This is a genomic window from Rhodococcus sp. NPDC059179 (assembly GCF_042754885.1).
GTDB lineage: Bacteria > Actinomycetota > Actinomycetes > Mycobacteriales > Mycobacteriaceae > Rhodococcus_G.
Window position 1 is genome coordinate 666,037 of record NZ_JBHZBV010000002.1, and the last position, 17,312, is coordinate 683,348.

13 protein-coding genes are annotated in these 17,312 nt (G+C 68.0%); 2 read left to right on the forward strand and 11 right to left on the reverse strand.

The window, feature by feature from the left end:
- Nucleotides 1-24 precede the first annotated feature (24 nt).
- Nucleotides 25-1,167: an epoxide hydrolase family protein gene (locus ACFXMV_RS08125; protein WP_378500334.1), complete on the forward strand. Its 1,143-nt coding sequence runs from the start codon at nt 25-27 to the stop codon at nt 1,165-1,167.
- A 17-nt stretch (nt 1,168-1,184) separates the two neighbouring features.
- Here ACFXMV_RS08125 and ACFXMV_RS08130 read toward each other — a convergent pair whose 3' ends face one another.
- The 10 genes from ACFXMV_RS08130 to ACFXMV_RS08175 all read right to left on the reverse strand — a co-directional run bounded on the left by ACFXMV_RS08130 (nt 1,185) and on the right by ACFXMV_RS08175 (nt 15,471).
- Nucleotides 1,185-2,516: a M16 family metallopeptidase gene (locus tag ACFXMV_RS08130; RefSeq protein ID WP_378500335.1), complete on the reverse strand. Its 1,332-nt coding sequence runs from the start codon at nt 2,514-2,516 to the stop codon at nt 1,185-1,187.
- A gap of 87 nt (nt 2,517-2,603) precedes the next feature.
- Nucleotides 2,604-3,347, reverse strand: a complete 744-nt coding sequence (gene narI / locus ACFXMV_RS08135; RefSeq protein ID WP_378500336.1) for a respiratory nitrate reductase subunit gamma — start codon at nt 3,345-3,347, stop codon at nt 2,604-2,606.
- Nucleotides 3,344-4,045 (reverse strand): nitrate reductase molybdenum cofactor assembly chaperone, encoded by a 702-nt coding sequence (gene narJ / locus ACFXMV_RS08140; RefSeq protein WP_378500337.1) that lies wholly within the window; start codon nt 4,043-4,045, stop codon nt 3,344-3,346. Before narJ ends, narI begins: the two co-directional genes overlap by 4 nt.
- Nucleotides 4,046-4,047: 2 nt before the next feature.
- The gene (narH, locus tag ACFXMV_RS08145; RefSeq protein WP_378502853.1) at nt 4,048-5,721 is read right to left on the reverse strand and encodes a nitrate reductase subunit beta; all 1,674 of its coding nucleotides are present in this window, start codon (nt 5,719-5,721) and stop codon (nt 4,048-4,050) included.
- A gap of 25 nt (nt 5,722-5,746) precedes the next feature.
- Nucleotides 5,747-9,427: a nitrate reductase subunit alpha gene (locus ACFXMV_RS08150; RefSeq protein WP_378502854.1), complete on the reverse strand. Its 3,681-nt coding sequence runs from the start codon at nt 9,425-9,427 to the stop codon at nt 5,747-5,749.
- 24 nt (nt 9,428-9,451) lie between these two features.
- Complete coding sequence (locus ACFXMV_RS08155; protein ID WP_378502855.1) at nt 9,452-10,678, reverse strand: nitrate/nitrite transporter; 1,227 nt, start codon at nt 10,676-10,678, stop codon at nt 9,452-9,454.
- A 138-nt stretch (nt 10,679-10,816) separates the two neighbouring features.
- A complete protein-coding gene (locus ACFXMV_RS08160) occupies nt 10,817-13,078 on the reverse strand; it encodes a polyribonucleotide nucleotidyltransferase (RefSeq protein WP_378502856.1) in 2,262 nt (753 codons plus the stop codon).
- A 270-nt stretch (nt 13,079-13,348) separates the two neighbouring features.
- Nucleotides 13,349-13,618: a 30S ribosomal protein S15 gene (rpsO, locus tag ACFXMV_RS08165; RefSeq protein WP_097211165.1), complete on the reverse strand. Its 270-nt coding sequence runs from the start codon at nt 13,616-13,618 to the stop codon at nt 13,349-13,351.
- Between the two features lie 121 nt (nt 13,619-13,739).
- Nucleotides 13,740-14,720: a bifunctional riboflavin kinase/FAD synthetase gene (locus ACFXMV_RS08170; protein ID WP_378499295.1), complete on the reverse strand. Its 981-nt coding sequence runs from the start codon at nt 14,718-14,720 to the stop codon at nt 13,740-13,742.
- Nucleotides 14,721-14,763: 43 nt separating this feature from the next.
- Nucleotides 14,764-15,471 (reverse strand): TetR/AcrR family transcriptional regulator, encoded by a 708-nt coding sequence (locus tag ACFXMV_RS08175; protein WP_378499296.1) that lies wholly within the window; start codon nt 15,469-15,471, stop codon nt 14,764-14,766.
- Nucleotides 15,472-15,649: 178 nt separating this feature from the next.
- Here ACFXMV_RS08175 and ACFXMV_RS08180 point away from each other — a divergent pair, with 178 nt between their 5' ends.
- The gene (locus ACFXMV_RS08180; protein WP_378499297.1) at nt 15,650-16,375 is read left to right on the forward strand and encodes a metal-dependent transcriptional regulator; all 726 of its coding nucleotides are present in this window, start codon (nt 15,650-15,652) and stop codon (nt 16,373-16,375) included.
- 10 nt (nt 16,376-16,385) lie between these two features.
- On the opposite strand, the gene truB is transcribed toward ACFXMV_RS08180, so the two are convergent.
- Nucleotides 16,386-17,306 carry a tRNA pseudouridine(55) synthase TruB gene (gene truB, locus ACFXMV_RS08185; RefSeq protein ID WP_378499298.1) on the reverse strand — a complete coding sequence of 307 codons (921 nt, stop codon included), beginning with the start codon at nt 17,304-17,306 and terminating at the stop codon, nt 16,386-16,388.
- Nucleotides 17,307-17,312 lie beyond the last annotated feature (6 nt).

Genomic DNA, 17,312 nt, shown 5'->3' on the forward strand with positions numbered 1-17,312 from the left:
CTCGTTCCCGGAACCATGAATGCCATGACAAACACAGAGATTCGCCCCTTCCGCGTCGACATCCAGCAGGCCGACCTCGACGATCTGCATGACCGCCTGACTCGCACCCGCTGGATCGACGAAGTCCCCGGCGTCGGCTGGGAGCGCGGCGTACCCACCTCCTACCTGAAGGAGCTGGCCAACTACTGGGCCGATAAGTTCGATTGGCGCGCAGCCGAGTCCGAGCTCAATGAGCAGCCACAGTTCACCACCCTCATCGACGGGCAGAACATCCACTTCCTGCACATCCGCTCAGCCCGTGAGGATGCCACCCCGCTGCTGCTCATTCACGGCTGGCCCAGCTCGGTAGTCGACTTCCTCGACCTGATCGACCCGCTCACCAACCCGTCCGGCGATGCCCCCGCCTTCCACCTGGTCATCCCTTCCCTCCCCGGCCACGGGTTCTCGGGTCCCCTCACCGACACCGGCTGGGACGACGGCCGGGTGGCGGCGGCCCTCACCGAACTCATGACCCGCCTCGGCTATGAGCGTTTCGGCGTGCAGGGCGGTGACCACGGCGCCTTCATCGGCCCGCGGATCGGCCGCGACTTCGCCGACCGCGTGATCGGCGTGCACGCCAATGCCCTGGTCACCTTCCCGACCGGCGATCCGGCCGATATGGCGGCGTTGACCGATGCTGAGAAGCAGCGCCTGGGTGCAATGAAGAACTTCCAGGACGACGGTTCGGCGTACATGCAGCTGAACGGCACCCGCCCGAACACGATCGCGCAGCTGCTGGCCGATTCGCCTGCCGGGCAGCTGGGCTGGATCGTGGAGAAGTTCAGGGAGTGGACCGACCAGTCGCACGAACTGCCGGAACTCGCCGTGGACCGGGATCGGCTGCTCACCATTGTCAGCATCTACTGGCTCACCGACACCGCCGGCAGCGTTGCCAACTACTACTACGAGCGCTTCCACGACGCGGCAATGTTCGCGCCCAAGCCGCGCGGCACCGTGCCCACCGGCGTGGCGGTGTTCAAGGACGGCGACTACGCCATCCGCCGCTTCGCCGAGAAGGCCCACAACATCACGCACTGGTCAGAGTTCTACAAGGGCGGTCACTTCCCCGCCCTCGAGGTCCCTGACCTGCTGATCGACGATATCCGCTCCTTCTTCGCCGGCCTGTAGCCGGACAAAGACACCGGTCAGACGATCCCGCGGACGGAGGCGGGCAGGTCCCTCTTGCGCTTGTAGGGGCCGACGATCGACGCGCCGAACGGCCGGTTCAGCAACATCGCGGCGACCTCGCGCACCTCCTCGGTGGTCACCTCGTCGATCCGGGCGAGCGTCTCCGAGATGCTGCGGTGGTTCCCGTAATTCAGCTCGCTGCGACCGATCCGGTGCATCCGGGAGCCGGAATCCTCCAGCCCGAGCACCAGTCCGCCGCGGATCGAGCCCTTGGCCCGAGCGCATTCGGCGTCGGTGATGCCGTTGCTCGCAACCTGGGACAGCACCTCGCGGATCACCGTGGTGACCTCGCCCAGGTTCTCCGGCTGGCAGCCCGCGTACACCGAGAAGGCCCCGTTGTCGGCGAAGGTGTCGATGCTCGAGTACACCGAGTAGGCAAGGCCGCGCGACTCCCGGATCTCTTGGAACAGACGGGAACTCAGTCCCCCTCCGACCGCCGTGTTGAGCACGGACAACGCCCACCGATGTCCCTCGTGCCGCCCGAAGGCACGCACTCCCATGCACAGGTGCGCCTGCTCGCTGTCGCGCCCCCGCAGCGTCAGCTCCGGGACCGTGCGCAGCCGCAGCTTCCCCTCGCGGCGGGCGGCCGGCTTCGCACCGCGCTGCAGGTGTCCCTTGAAGCTGCGCCGGACCAGCTCGACGGTCTTGTCGTGGTCGACATTGCCCGCCACCGCGACGACCATCCGCTGCGGCGTGTACCGGCGGACGTGGAACGAGTGCAGCTGCGTTCGGGTCATCGACTCGATCGACTCGACGCTGCCGATCACGGGCCGGCCCACCGGGTGGTCGCCGAACAGCGCGGTCAGGAAGTCGTCACCGAGCAGGTCCTCCGGGTCGTCGTCCCGCATCGAGATCTCCTCGAGGACCACCTGCCGCTCGATGTCGACGTCGTCGGATCGACAGCGCCCGCGCAGCACCACGTCGCTGACGAGATCGATGGCCAGCGGCAGGTCGTCGTCGAGCACGTGCGCGTAGAAGCAGGTGTGCTCGCGGGAGGTGAACGCGTTGAGCTCGCCGCCGATACCGTCGACCACCTGGGCGATCTCCAGCGCGCTTCGGGTCGGGGTCGACTTGAAGAGCAGATGTTCGAGGAAATGCGCCGCGCCTGCCACCGACGGCTTCTCGTCGCGGGACCCGACGCCGACCCACACGCCGACCGAGGCGGACCGGACCCCCGGCATGTGCTCGGTGACCACCCGCAGGCCACCGGGTAACACGGTGCGCCGGACGCCGAATTCCGTGGTTCTGGTCGTCCGTGCGGACGTGCGACTGCGTGTGTGGGCGGCCATATCAGTGGGTCAGCGGTCCTCGTCAGAGCTGTACGGGCATGAGGACCAAACAGTACACACCGCGGCGGGGCCGGCCCCGGGGCGCGGTCACCACCCTCGACGGTGCGGAGCGGAGCCGAGCAGCTCGTCCCGGCGCGCGGTGTCCCGGCTGCGGTAGACCACGTATGGCCGGAACAGGTATCCGATGGGCGCGCTGAAGACGTGCACCAGCCGCGTGAACGGCCACAGCGCGAACAGCACAAGCGCGATCGCGACGTGGATGTGGAACTGCAGCGGCGCCGCGGCCATCGCCGCGCCGTCGGGCTGGAGGATCCAGATGGAGCGGAACCAGGGTGCGACGGTGTCGCGGTAGTTCGCCTCGGGGGTCTGACCGGCAGGCATCATGCCGATGACCGTGGTCGACAGGCCCGCGACAATCGCCGCGACGAGCGCCACGTACATGAGCTTGTCGTTCTTGGTGGTCGCGATGAACACCGGACCGACGGTGCGGCGCCGATAGATCAACAGCACGATGCCGACCAGTGTGGCCAGGCCCGCGATGCCGCCGAGCACCAGCGCGCTCCAGTGGTACATGTGCTCGTCGATGCCGATGGCCGACGTCCAGCTCTGCGGGATGACCAGTCCGACGAAGTGGCCGATGACGACGACCAGGATGCCGAAGTGGAACATCGGACTGGCGACGCTCAACAGCTTCGACTCGTACAGCTCCGAGGACCGCGTGGTCCAGCCGAACTTGTCGTAGCGATATCGCCAGATCAGCCCGACGATGAGGATCGCCAGGCTCACGTACGGGACGACGTCCCAGAAGATCTCGCTCTCGAACACGCTCATCGGACCGCTCCTGCCTCGTTCATGGTGCGAGATCCCGGCCCGCGCAGCGACGCGGTCACGTTCTCCACGGGGATGGTCACCGCGTACGGGCGCAGGCCGACGGATTCCGCTGGCGGTCCCTGCTCCGCCAGGCGCTGTGCCTCGAGGCGGGTCGCGTCCGGGTGCGGCTCTGGCACCGTGGCGAGCACCGCGGCGACTGCCCCGACGTAGGGGGACGGCATCTCCGCGAGCGCCAGCCGCAGCAGTTCCAGCGGCGCGCGGTGCCTGGCCAGCAGCGCCAGCCCGCCTGCCACGTCGACGGTCGCGCCGAACTCCAGCACGACCGCAAGGTGATCCGGCAGCTCGCCCTCCGGCGGCTCGACGCCGCAGTCCCGGTAGGTGTTCGCGAACAGCAGCATCGAGTTGCCGCGGTTGCGGGTGTCCCCGTCGGTCCAGTAGGTGAGGAACAGCGACCGTTTGCGCCGCAGGTCGAAGGTCTCCACATAGTCCGCGGCCGCCTCGTGCGCGCTCAGCAATTCGAGCCCGGTGACGGCCTCCGCGAGCGGCGCGGCCAGGCCGGCGGGCAGCTCGCCGAGGACGCGCGAGACCAGCGCCAGCCGCGCCTCGTGCTCCTCATCCGGGTAGGCCAGCAGCAGCGAGGACGCCTGCCAGACCAGTTTCCGGTGCCGGTCCGTGACCCGTGGCGCCCTGCCGAACATCCTCACTGGCCTGCGCCCTTCTGGCCGCCGCCGTCGCGAGTGGGAAAGATCCCCTGCGGCGAGCCCTGCCCGTCCCAGTTCAGCAGGTTCACCCGGGAACCGCCCGGGCGCACCGAGGATTCGCTGGTCTGCCGGTTCTTCAGCGCCTGGTAGGTCTCGACGGCGACCGGGGTCGGGCCGCCGCTGGTCTCGCCGAAGGGTCCGGAGCCCTCGTACATTCCGGGTCCACCCTCGAAGTCCAGTGCGCACTCGGTGGCGGTCTCTTCCAGCTTGTGGCCGTCGGCCGCGTACGCGGTGGGAATGACATAGCGCTCGTCGTATTTGGCCAGCGCGAGCAGCCGGTACATCTCGTAGATCTGTTCCTCGGTCAGGCCGACGGCGTGCGGAATGTGCTCCTGCGGCTCGCGCCCCATGTTGATGTCGCGCATGTAGGAGCGCATCGCGGCGAGCTTGTGCAGCACGTCGTCGATCGGCCCGACGTCGCCTGCGGTGAACATCTCGGCGAGGTACTCCTTGGGGATGCGCAGCGCGTCGATGGCGCCGAACAGATTCCCGACATCCTCCGCGTCGTGCCCGTCCCTGGCGACGGCGTCGACCACGGGCGAGAGCGGCGGGATGTACCAGACCATCGGCATCGTCCGGTACTCCGGGTGCAGCGGGAGCGCCACCTTGTACGTCTTGATCAGCGCGTAGATCGGTGACCTGCGGGCGGCGTCCAGCCACTCGTCGGCGATGCCGGATTCGCGGGCCCCCGCGATGACGGCCGGGTCGCCCGGATCGAGGATGACGTCCATCTGCGCCTGGTAGAGATCCTTCTCGTCCTCGACCGAGGCGGCCGCGAGCACCGCGTCGGCGTCGTAGAGCACCAGCCCGATGTAACGCAGCCGGCCCACACACGTCTCGGCGCACACGGTCGGCAGCCCGACCTCGATGCGCGGGTAGCAGAACGTGCACTTCTCGGCCTTGCCCGTCTTGTGGTTGAAGTACACCTTCTTGTACGGGCAGCCGGAGACGCACATCCGCCAGCCGCGGCACTTGTCCTGGTCCACCAGCACGATGCCGTCCTCGCTGCGCTTGTAGATCGCGCCCGAGGGGCAGGAGGCGGCACACGATGGGTTGAGGCAGTGCTCGCAGATCCGCGGCAGGTAGAACATGAAGGTCTCTTCGAGTTCGAGCTTGACCTGCTCGCTCACCTTCGCCAGGATCGGATCGCCAGGCACGATCCCGGGGCTGCCCGCGAGGTCGTCGTCCCAGTTGGCGGACCACTCGATCTTCATCGGCTTGCCGCTGATGAGGCTGTGTGGGCGGGCCACCGGAATGTGCTCGCCGAGCGGGGCGGTGGTCAGGTTCTCGTAGTCATAGGTCCAGGGTTCGTAGTACTCGTCCATCGTGGGCAGCTTCGGATTCGAGAAGATCGACATGAGCTTGCGCGCCCGGCCACCGGCCCGCAGACGCAGCCGTCCGTTCTTGTCCCTGACCCACCCGCCCTGCCACTTGTCCTGATCCTCGTAGGTGCGCGGATATCCCTGGCCGGGCCGGGTCTCCACGTTGTTGAACCACACGTACTCGACGCCGGAGCGGTTGGTCCACGCCTGCTTGCACGTGACCGAGCACGTGTGGCAGCCGATGCACTTGTCGAGGTTCATCACCATTGCCATCTGAGCCATGACTTTCATGAATGCCTCGCTTCGCTCGGGTGCATCAGTAGGTCACATCCTGGGACCGGCGGCGGACGATCGTGACCTCGTCGCGCTGATTGCCGGTGGGGCCGAGATAGTTGAAGGCGTAGCTGTTCTGGGCGTACCCACCCGCCAGGTGCGAGGGTTTGACCAGCACCCGGGTCAGCGAGTTGTGGATGCCGCCGCGGGTGCCGGTGGTCTCCGTCAGCGGGACGTCGATGGTGCGCTCCTGGACGTGGTAGACGTACACGACGCCCTCGGGCATGCGGTGCGAGACGATCGCGCGGCACACCAGCACGCCGTTCCGGTTGACCGCCTCGATCCAGTCGTTGTCCGCGACACCGATCTTGGCCGCGTCGACCGGGCTCATCCACATGGTCGGGCCGCCGCGGGAGAGCGAGAGCATCAGCAGGTTGTCCTGGTACTCGGAGTGGATCGACCACTTGGAGTGCGGCGTCAGGTAGCGCACCGCCAGGCCCAGCTCGCCGGTGTCGCCGAGCTGCGGCTCGCCGAACAGCTTGTGCAGGTCCAGCGGCGGCCGGTACACCGGCAACTGCTCGCCCATCTCCTCGAGCCAGTCGTGGTCCTGGAAGAAGTGCATCCGGCCGGTGACCGTGTGGAACGGCTTGAGGTGCTCGATGTTCTGCGTGAACGGGGCGTATCGGCGGCCGCCGTGCTCACTCCCGGACCACTCGGGGCTGGTGATCACCGGCACGGGGCGCGCCTGGGTGTCCGCGTACGTGATCCGTTTGCCCTCCTCCCCCTCCGCGAGGTCCGCGAGTCGCTGACCTGTACGCTGCTCCAACTGGCGGAAGCCCTGCACCGCGAGCCGTCCATTCGTGGTGCCCGAGAGCAGCAGGATCGCCTCGCACATCTTCACGTCGGTATCCAGCGCGGGCCTGCCCGCCGCGACACCGTGGCTCATCACGCCGTGGCGCTCCGCCAGCTGCCGGACCTCCTCGTCGGGGCGGAAGGTGATGGCCTTGGTCGTCATGCCGAGCGTGTCCACCAGCGGGCCGAGCGAGCCCCACATCTCCGCGATCGCCGGGTAATTGCGTTCGACCACCGCGATCGGGCCCATCGTCTTGCCGGGGACCGGCGTCGCGCCGGTCTCGAGCCAGTTGTTCTCGACCCCGCCCGGGTAGGCCGTCTCGCCGGGGGTGTCGTGCTGCAGAGTGCCGAGCACGACATCCCTGCGAACCCCGAGGTGCCTGGCGGCCATCACGGAAAACGCCTTCGCGATGGCCTCGAACGCCTCGTAGTCCGAGCGGGACTCCCACGGCGGGTCGATCGCCGGGGTGAACGCGTGCACGTACGGATGCATGTCCGTGCTGGACAGGTCCGACTTCTCGTACCAGGTCGCGGCGGGCAGCACGATGTCCGAGAGCAGGGTGGTCGAGGTCATCCGGAAGTCGATCGACATCACCAGGTCGAGCTTGCCCTCGGGGACCTCGTCGCGGGTGACCACGCTCTGCGGTCGCAGCCCCCCGGGGGTCCGTTCGGCCCGCAGGTTCGACGACGTGCCGAGAAGGTGCTTGAGGAAGTACTCGTTGCCCTTGCTCGACGAGCCCAGCAGGTTCGAGCGCCACACGCTGAGCACCCGCGGCCAGTTCTCCGGCGCATCCGGGTCCGTCACCGAGAGCTTCAGCTCGCCGGAGCCGAGCCTGCCTGCCACGTACTCCGCGGCGTCCACACCGGCCTTCTCCGCCTCATCCGCCAGGTCGAGGCTGGAGCGGTCGAACTGCGGGAAAAACGGGGACCAGCCCATCGCGGTCGCGGCGGTGAGCACGTCCATCGTGTGCTTGCCCTTGAACCGGCCGCGCCCCAGCGGCGTGGACAGCGCGTCGGCCCGGTAGCCGTCGTAGCTCCACTGGTTCGTGTGGGTGTACCAGTACGACGTGCCGGTCATGGTGCGCGGGGGCCTGCTCCAGTCCAGGCCCATCGCGAGCGTGCTGTATCCGGTGATCGGGCGGACCTTCTCCTGGCCCACGTAGTGCGCCCAGCCGCCGCCGTTGCGGCCCATCGACCCCGTGAGCAGCAGCAGTGAGAGCACCGCACGGTAGGTGGCATCGCCGTGGAACCACTGGCAGATGCCTGCGCCCATGATGATCATGGTGCGGCCGCCCGACTCCTCGGAGTTGTCGGCCATCTCCCGCGCGACGCGGACGACCTGCTCGGCACTGACGCCGGTGATCGCCTCCTGCCATGCGGGCGTGTACGGCTGGGAGGGGTCGTCGAACCCGGTGGGCCACAACCCCGGCAGACCCGGGCGCGCGACGCCGTACTGGGCCAGCAGCAGGTCGAAGATGGTGCACACCAGGTGCCCGCCCACCCGGCGGATCGGCACTCCCCTGCGCAAGACCCCGGCCGTGCCGTCCACGCTGTCGAAGCCGGTCATGAGCAGTTCGACGGACTCCCCAGCCGAATCCGCCATGGTCAGATGCGGGACGATCCCCTCCAGGTCCAGGTTCCACTTGCCCATGCCGGATTCCGTGTACCGGTGACCAAGGGAGCCGTTCGGGACGGCTGCCTCCCCGGTGCTGCCGTCGATGAGCACCGGCTTGAGATTCGCCCCCTCCACCGTCTGTCCCAGGTCGGAGGCCATCAGGTGCTTTCCCGCGACATAGGCCCCGTCGCGCTCCTCGAGCTTGACCAGGAACGGCAGGTCGGTGAACTTCTGCGCGAAGTCCACGAAGAACGGCACCCGCCGCTCGATGAAGTAGTCCTTCAAGATGACGTGACCCATGGCCATCGCCATCGCGCCGTCGGTGCCCGCCGCGCACGGCATCCACTCGTCGGCGAACTTCGTGTTGTCCGCGTAGTCCGGGCTGATCGAGACCACCTTGGAGCCGCGGTACCGAACCTCGGTCATCCAGTGCGCGTCCGGGGTCCGGGTGACCGGGACGTTGGACCCCCACATCAGCAGGTATGACGCGTCCCACCAGTCGCCGGACTCGGGCACGTCGGTCTGGTCGCCGAACACCTGCGGCGACGCGACGGGCAGGTCCGCGTACCAGTCGTAGAACGAGGTCATGACGCCGCCGAGCAACTCCACGAACCGCGCGCCCGCCGCATGCGAGACCATCGACATCGCGGGGATCGGCGAGAAGCCCGCCACCCGATCCGGGCCGTAGGTCTTGATGGTGTGTACGTGCGCGGCGGCCACCATCTCGGTGGCCTCCTCCCAGGTGATCCGCACCAGTCCGCCCTTGCCGCGGGCCCGCTGGTAGCGGCGGCGGCGCTCCGGGTCGGCCTGGATGTCAGCCCAGGCGTCCACCGGGTCGCCGAGACGCGCCTTGGCCTCGCGGTACATCTCGACGAGCACCCCGCGGCCATACGGATACCGCACGCGCGTGGGCGAATACGTGTACCAGGAGAAGGCCGCCCCGCGCGGGCACCCGCGCGGCTCGTACTCGGGACGGTCCGGGCCGACCGAGGGGTAGTCGGTTTCCTGGGTCTCCCAGGTGATGATCCCGTCCTTGACGTAGATCTTCCACGAGCAGGACCCGGTGCAGTTGACGCCGTGCGTGGACCGCACCACCTTGTCGTGACTCCACCTGTCCCGGTAGAAGACATCGCCCTCGCGGCCGCCCTCGCGGGTCACCGTGCGCAGGTCCGAGGAGAATTTCCCCGGGGCGAAGAACCGCCCGCTCCGCAGTAGCAGTTCCTCCGCCGAACCTCCGGTACCGGTGCTGGCTGCCACGTGATCTCCTTCGCGTCGGATACGTCAGGATTTCTGGTGCGCTGTCACAGCCTCTGGTTCACGGCTGGAGAGCTTGACCGCGGTGTACACCAGCGCGACAGCCGCGGTCAGGGCCAGCAGGAGCAGGCCGACGGTGTAGTCGTTGTCGGCTTCGTCGTAGGTCGCGCCCATGATGAGCGGGGGGAAGTAACCGCCGAGTCCGCCTGCGGCAGCGACGATTCCGGTCACGCTGCCGACACTCTTGGCGGGCGACCGGCGCGCCACCCAGGCGAAGACACCGCCGGTGCCGATGCCGAGGAAGATCGCGAGCGCGGTGAACGTGACCGCCGACCAGAAGTCCGGCGGCGGCTGGAACGCCGCTACCACCGCGAGCGCCCCGGTACCGGCCAGCGAGGCAAGCACGACCCACTTCGGCGAGATGCGGTCCGAGAGCGATCCGCCGATCGGCCGGGCGATCACCGCGGCAAGAGCGAACGCAGCGGTCCTGGTGCCTGCGTCAACCGCCGAGAAGTCGTAGATCGTCTTGATGTAGGTCGGCAGGTAGTTGCTGAACGCCACGAAGCCGCCGAACACGATGGCGTACAGGAACGACATCTCCCATGTCACACCGAGTTTCGCGGCCGCGACGAGTTTGGGCACCACCGGCTCCGAGTTGGGGGCAAAGCCAGGAGACTCCCTCATGAACGCCACACACAGGCCGGCGGTGGCCGCAAGCGCGACGGCGATGATGATGTGAGTCGGGACCAACCCGAACCAGCGGACGAAGCGCGGGGTGAAGAACGCCGACAGTGCGGTGCCCACCATGCCTGCACCGAACACGCCGGTCGCGAAGCCGTGGCGACTCGACTCGTACCAGGATTTCGCGAACGGGATGCCGATGGCGAACACCGTGCCCGCGACGCCAAGCACGAACCCCGAAACGAGCAGCATCACATACGAATCGGCCTCGGCGGCGAACCCGACGGCGAGCACCGGCACGATCGACGCGAGGGCGACGAAGATGAACAGAACCCGGCCGCCGTATCGGTCGGTGAGCGGTCCGGTCACGATCCGGCCGAGCGAACCGACCAGGATGGGCGTCGCCACCAGCATCGACGCCTGCGAACTGCTCAGATCCAGGCGGTCGGCGTACGTGGTGGACATCGGCCCGATCATGTTCCAGGCCCAGAAGCAGATTGTCGACGTCCAGGTCGCCAGAACCAAGTTCCGAACCTGGGCCGATTTGTCGAATACAGGAGTCCCTGAGTTCACCTGTCCAGGAAAGCACTTGTGATCGTTCTTCGCAGTGCGAAACACGCATTTGAGGCGCAACTTTCCCGTCACGGCCCCGAAACACGAGGTGCCCCCGACCCGTTGGGTCGAGGGCACCTCGTGTTCGAACTCGACGAACTAGGCGTCGGTTTCCGTCTCGGCCGGGGCCTCGGCGGCCTCGTCCTCGACGGGGACCAGCGAGATCTTGCCGCGGTTGTCGATGTCCGCGATCTCGACCCGGATCTTGGAGCCGACGTTCACGACGTCCTCGACCTTGGCGATCCGCTTGCCGTTGCCCAGCTTCGAGATGTGCACCAGTCCGTCGCGGCCCGGGAGCAGCGAGACGAACGCGCCGAAGGCGGTGGTCTTGACGACCGTGCCGAGGAAACGCTCGCCCACCTTGGGCAGCTGCGGGTTGGCGATGGCGTTGATCATGTCGATCGCGGCCTGCGCAGACGGTCCATCGGTGGCGCCGACGAACACGGTGCCGTCGTCCTCGATGGAGATGTTCGCACCGGTCTGCTCGGTGATCGAGTTGATCATCTTGCCCTTGGGCCCGATGACCTCGCCGATCTTGTCGACGGGCACCTTGATGGCCGTGACGCGCGGGGCGAACGGGCTCATCTCGTCCGGGGTGTCGATGGCCTCGGCCATGACCTCCAGGATGGTGGTGCGGGCGTCGTGCGCCTGCGAGAGCGCGCCCGCCAGGACCTTGGACGGGATGCCGTCGAGCTTCGTGTCCAGCTGCAGCGCCGTGACGAAGTCCTTGGTGCCCGCGACCTTGAAGTCCATGTCGCCGAACGCGTCCTCGGCGCCGAGGATGTCGGTCAGCGCCACGTACCGGGTCTCACCGTCGACCTGGTCGGAAACCAGACCCATGGCGATGCCCGCGACCGGGGCCTTCAGCGGCACACCGGCGTTGAGCAGCGACAGCGTCGAGGCGCAGACGGAGCCCATCGAGGTGGACCCGTTGGAGCTGAGCGCCTCGGAGACCTGACGGATCGCGTACGGGAACTCGTCCTGGCTCGGCAGCACCGGCATCAGGGCGCGCTCGGCGAGCGCGCCGTGGCCGATCTCGCGACGCTTCGGCGACCCGACACGACCGGTCTCACCGGTGGAGTACGGCGGGAAGTTGTAGTGGTGCATGTACCGCTTGCTGGTCTCGGGTCCCAGCGAGTCGATCTGCTGCGCCATCTTGACCATGTCGAGGGTGGTGACGCCCATGATCTGGGTCTCGCCACGCTCGAACAGGGCGGAGCCGTGGGCCCGCGGGATGACCGCGACCTCGGCCGACAGCGAACGGATGTCCGTGATGCCGCGGCCGTCGATGCGGAAGTGGTCCTTGAGGATCCGCTGGCGCACGAGCTTCTTGGTCAGCGAGCGGAACGCCGCGCCGATCTCCTTCTCGCGACCCTCGAAGTTCGGGGCCACCAGCTCGAGCACCTCGACCTTGACCTCGTCGGTCTTGTCGTCGCGCTCCTGCTTGCCCGCGATGGTGAGTGCGGCGGTGAGCTTCTCGGCGGCGGCCTTCTCCACTGCGGCGAAGACGTCGTCCTGGTAGGCCGGGAACACCGGGTAATCGCCGGTCGGCTTGGCGGCCTTGGCGGCGAGCGCCTGCTGAGCGGTGCACAGCCGCGCGATGAACGGCTTGGCGGCCTCGAGGCCCTCGGCCACGATCGCCTCGGTCGGTGCCTGCGCGCCGCCGTCGATCAGGCTGATGACATGCGAGGGGGCCTCGGCCTCGACCATCATGATCGCGACGTCGGCGTCGTCACCGGAACCGGAGACGATGCGGCCGGCGACGACCATGTCGAAGACGGCGTTCTCGAGCTGCTCGACGGTCGGGAACGCGACCCACTGGCCGGCCTTGTTCTCGTCCGAGGTGATCAGCGCAACCCGCACGCCACCGACGGGGCCGGAGAACGGCAGGCCGGCGATCTGGGTGGACGCGGACGCGGCGTTGATCGCCACCACGTCGTAGAGGTCCTTCGGGTCGAGGCTCAGGACCGTGACGACGACCTGGATCTCGTTGCGCAGGCCGTCGACGAAGGACGGGCGCAGCGGCCGGTCGATCAGACGGCAGGTCAGGATCGCGTCGGTGGAGGGACGACCCTCGCGACGGAAGAACGAGCCGGGGATGCGGCCCGCGGCGTACATGCGCTCCTCGACATCCACCGTCAGGGGGAAGAAGTCGAAGTGCTCCTTGGGGTGCTTGCTGGCCGTGGTGGCCGACAGCAGCATGGTCTCGTCGTCCAGGTAGGCGACGACGGCGCCTGCCGCCTGCTGCGCGAGACGACCGGTCTCGAAACGGATGGTGCGGGTGCCGTAGCTCCCGTTGTCGATCACGGCGGTGGATTCGAACACGCCCTCGTCGACCTCTACTGCGGAATTCTCTGTCATCTTTTCTCTTCTCGTCCTCTCGTCTTTGCCGTATCCGCGTGGGCGGCGCAGCCCTCCTGGCTGCGACGCGCACCTTCACGACGGTCCTGCGCCCGAGGCGGGCGGGAACATCGCGGCTTCAGGTACGTACGGCTGGATCCCGTGGATCCGGGGTGGTGCAAAAAACGCCGGTAGCCAGCGAGACCAAGTCTATGCACTCGCCTCGCTGGCTACCGGGAAGTTCACGTCCAAGTGGCCCGCAACGTGTCGCGGGTCACCGTGCGCTCCGAACTATCGACGCAGGCCCAGACGCTCGATCAGCGAACGGTAACGCGCGATGTCCACCTTCTGAACGTACTTGAGCAGACGACGACGGCGTCCGACCAGCAGCAGCAGGCCGCGGCGGGAGTGGTGGTCGTGCTTGTGCTTCTTCAGGTGCTCGGTGAGGTCGACGATGCGCTTGGTGAGCATCGCCACCTGCGCCTCCGGCGAACCGGTGTCGGTCTCGTGCAGTCCGTACTCGCCGAGCACGGCCTTCTTCTCTTCGGTGGTCAACGCCACTGTGAATCTCCTGTAACTGACGTCCGCGTGATTGGAACGAGGACCGGGGTCCACGTTGGTGCGGCCACCGCGCACCGCAGCACACACCGAGAGGAGATACTACCAGCACAGATGGGGTGAACTACTCGCCGTGGCGCAGGTCCGCCTCGAGCAGGATCTCTCGCGCGCGCTGTGCGTCCCGGCCCATCTCCTCGACGAGCGCATCGACCGAGTCGAACTTCTCCATGCCGCGCAGACGCTCGACGAAGTCGACCGCCACGTGCTGGCCGTACAGGTCGGCCTCGCCGTCGAGCACGAAGGCCTCGACCGTGCGGGTCCGGCCGGAGAACGTCGGGTTCGTGCCCACCGACACCGCCGCCTGGTGCCGCTCGCCCGGCGCAACGGTTCCGATCAGCGGGCCAGGGCCAAGGACCGTGAACCAGGCCGCGTACACGCCGTCCGCCGGGATGGCCGAGTACATCGGGGGTGCGATGTTCGCCGTCGGGTAGCCGAGCTTCCGACCGCGCCCGTCACCGTGCACCACCACGCCCTCGACCCGGTGCGGGCGACCGAGCGCCTCGGATGCGGCCGCGACGTCGCCCGCGTCCACGCAGGACCGGATGTACGTGGACGAGAAGGTCACCGCGTGTTCGGCCAGCAGGCTGACCCCGTCAACCGCGAAGCCGAACCGTTCCCCGGTCTTGCGCAACAGGTCGACGTTGCCTGCCGCCTTGCGCCCGAAGGTGAAGTTCTCACCGACCACGACCTCGGCAACGTGCAATCGCTCCACGAGGATCTCGTGCACGTAGCGCTCGGGAGTCAGCTTCATGAACTCCGGGGTGAACGGCATCACGCAGAAGACGTCGATACCGAGTTCCTCGGCCAGTTCCGCCCTGCGCGCGAGCGTCGTCAGCTGCGCCGGGTGACTGCCCGCACGCACGACCTCGGCCGGATGCGGATCGAAAGTCATGAGCACACTTGCGATTCCGCGCTCGCTGGCCGCCTTGACCGCCCTGCTGATCAGTTGCGCGTGCCCACGGTGCACGCCATCGAAAACGCCGATCGTGAGAACGCAACGACCCCAGTCCGCAGGTACTTCGTCGAGACCACGCCATCTCTGCACGAGTGGCAGCCTACGGCCCCCGCCGATGTGCGTCACGTTTGGCTCAGGACTCGACGGCCTTCGCGGCGATGGCGGTCGCGACCTGGCCGAGTTCCGCGGCGATCGCATCGGTGTCCCGGTCGACCAACCAGCGCAGGACCAGGCCGTCGACAATGGACAGGCTCCGGTGCGCGATCCTCGCGACCGGCTCCGCCCACGTCATCCCGGTGCGGACCGCGCACTCGTCGAGAAACGCCCTGACCTCGTTGTCCATGATCCGGTACTGGTCGCCTGCGATGTCGCCGGCCACCGACGACCCGGCCGCACGCAGGCGGAGGGCGTGCGTGGCGATCTCGTAGGTCAGCAACCGGCGGTTCGGGTTCGCCTCGACGATCGACCACATGGCGTTCAGCCCGACCAGCACCAGATCGCGTAGGCCCGCACGGCCGGGCGCTTGCGGCGCATCACCGACGGCCGCGAGGACCATCTGCGAGGCCGTGCTCAACTCGAGCACCAGCCGCTCGGCCATCTCCGTCAGCATCACTTCCTTGCTCGCGAAGCAGTAATGCACCATGCCGAGCGAGATGCCCGCCTCCCGTGCGATCGCGCGCACGGTGACGGCGCCGATACCGCCGCGCTCGGCAAGGTCGAGCGCACACTCGAGCAGTTGCGTGCGCCGCTGCTCGGCGGTCAGCCGGGCGGTCGGTGCCTGCGCGGTATCTGCGGAGCAACCCGAGACAATCAGCGTGTCGGTCGTCATCGTGGAGGTCATCGCATATTGATACCAGCGGAAACGAACGGTTCCGAGATGGCGCTCCCACGTTAGGGGGAGATTAGGGGCCGGCCGGGGTCACCACCCCCTATGCGCCGGCCACCCCCCTGGTCCGATCCCCCGACTGCGGGTCCCGAGAGTGTCGGCGTATGCCCGCAGACGTGCATTGCCTAAGCTCATGATCGTGGCCGAGAGTAAGAGTGGACCGATCGAGACGGGGAATGCGGCGGCACCGGAATCCCTGACCACCGTCGCACAGGACTACCTCAAGGTGATCTGGACGGCGGGCGAATGGTCCGGCGAGCACGTCTCGACGAAAATGCTCTCCGAGAAGATCGGGGTGTCGGCGTCGACGGTGTCCGAGGCCATCCGCAAGCTCGCGGGACAGGGCCTGGTCGACCACGCCCGGTACGGCTCGATCGCGTTGACCGACCGGGGACGGGCGGCAGCGATCGGCATGGTCCGCAGGCATCGCCTGATCGAGACCTTCCTGGTCAATGAGCTCGGCTACGGCTGGGACGAGGTGCACGACGAGGCCGAGGTGCTCGAGCACGCGGTCTCGGAGCTGATGATCGCCCGGATCGACGCCAAGCTGGGCCACCCGGAACGGGACCCGCACGGCGACCCGATCCCGACGGCCGACGGCGCCATCCCGACCCCTCCCGCTCGTCAGCTCAGCGATTTCACGGACGGCCAGAGCGGCACGGTGGCGCGGATCTCCGACGCCGATCCGGCGATGTTGCGTTACTTCGACTCGGTGGGGATCGCCCTCGACCTGAGGATCACCGTGATCGAGCGGCGCGACTTCGCGGGCACCGTCTCCGTCCGGCTCGGGGACGCCGGCGACGAGACCGTCGACCTGGGCAATCCCGCGGCCGAGGCGATCTGGCTCGTCGAGGGCTGACCGGGTTACGTCAGTGCCCGCGTAGCGTCGCCGGACGCACCACCATCACCGAGCTCGCCCGCCTGCCGCGCTCCTGCAGCAGCGCAATGGTGTGCCCGCTCGGGTCGATCGCCGCGTAGGTGCCCGGGATCCCGACCGGCTCGAGCCAGCGCCCCTGGCTGATCGACTCCGCCTGGGCGGCGTCGATCTGCCGGTGCGCGAACGCGGTCTGAGCGGCCTGGTCGATGTCGAGGCTGACCGCCGGATCCTCGGCCAGCTGCTCGAGGGTGCGCGCGTGTTCCAGGGTGAACGGCCCGACTCGGGTGCGCCGCAGGACGGTCAGGTGGCCGCCGACGCCAAGCGCGGCGCCCAGATCGCGGGCCAACGCCCGGACGTAGGTGCCGGACGAGCACTCGACCTCCACGTCGAGATCGATGAACATTCCCTCGCGCCGGGTCGCGGTCAGCTCGAACCGGTCCACCGTGACGGGCCTGGCCTTGAGCTCGAACTCCTCGCCTGCCCGGATCAGCTTGTGCGCCCGCTGCCCGTCCACCTTGATCGCGCTGACGCTGGCAGGCACCTGCGAGATGTCACCGGTCAGCGTGCCCATCACGGCCGCGATCTCGGCGTCGGTGACGGCGGCCGCGTCGGCCTGCGAGATCAGCTCGCCCTCGGCGTCGTCGGTGGTCATCGCCTGGCCCAGCCGGATGGTCGCGGTGTACGCCTTGGTGGTCAGGGCCAGCAGCCCGAGCATCTTGGTGGCCCGCTCGATGCCGAGCACCAGCACGCCGGTGGCCATCGGATCGAGGGTGCCCGCGTGCCCGACCTTGCGCGTGTTCAGGATCTTGCGACACCGCGCCACGACGTCGTGGCTGGTCATCCCCGCGTCCTTGTCGACGATCAGCAGCCCGGCGCCAACGAGGCCGGAGGACGGTTTGCGGTGGGAAGACACGGGTTT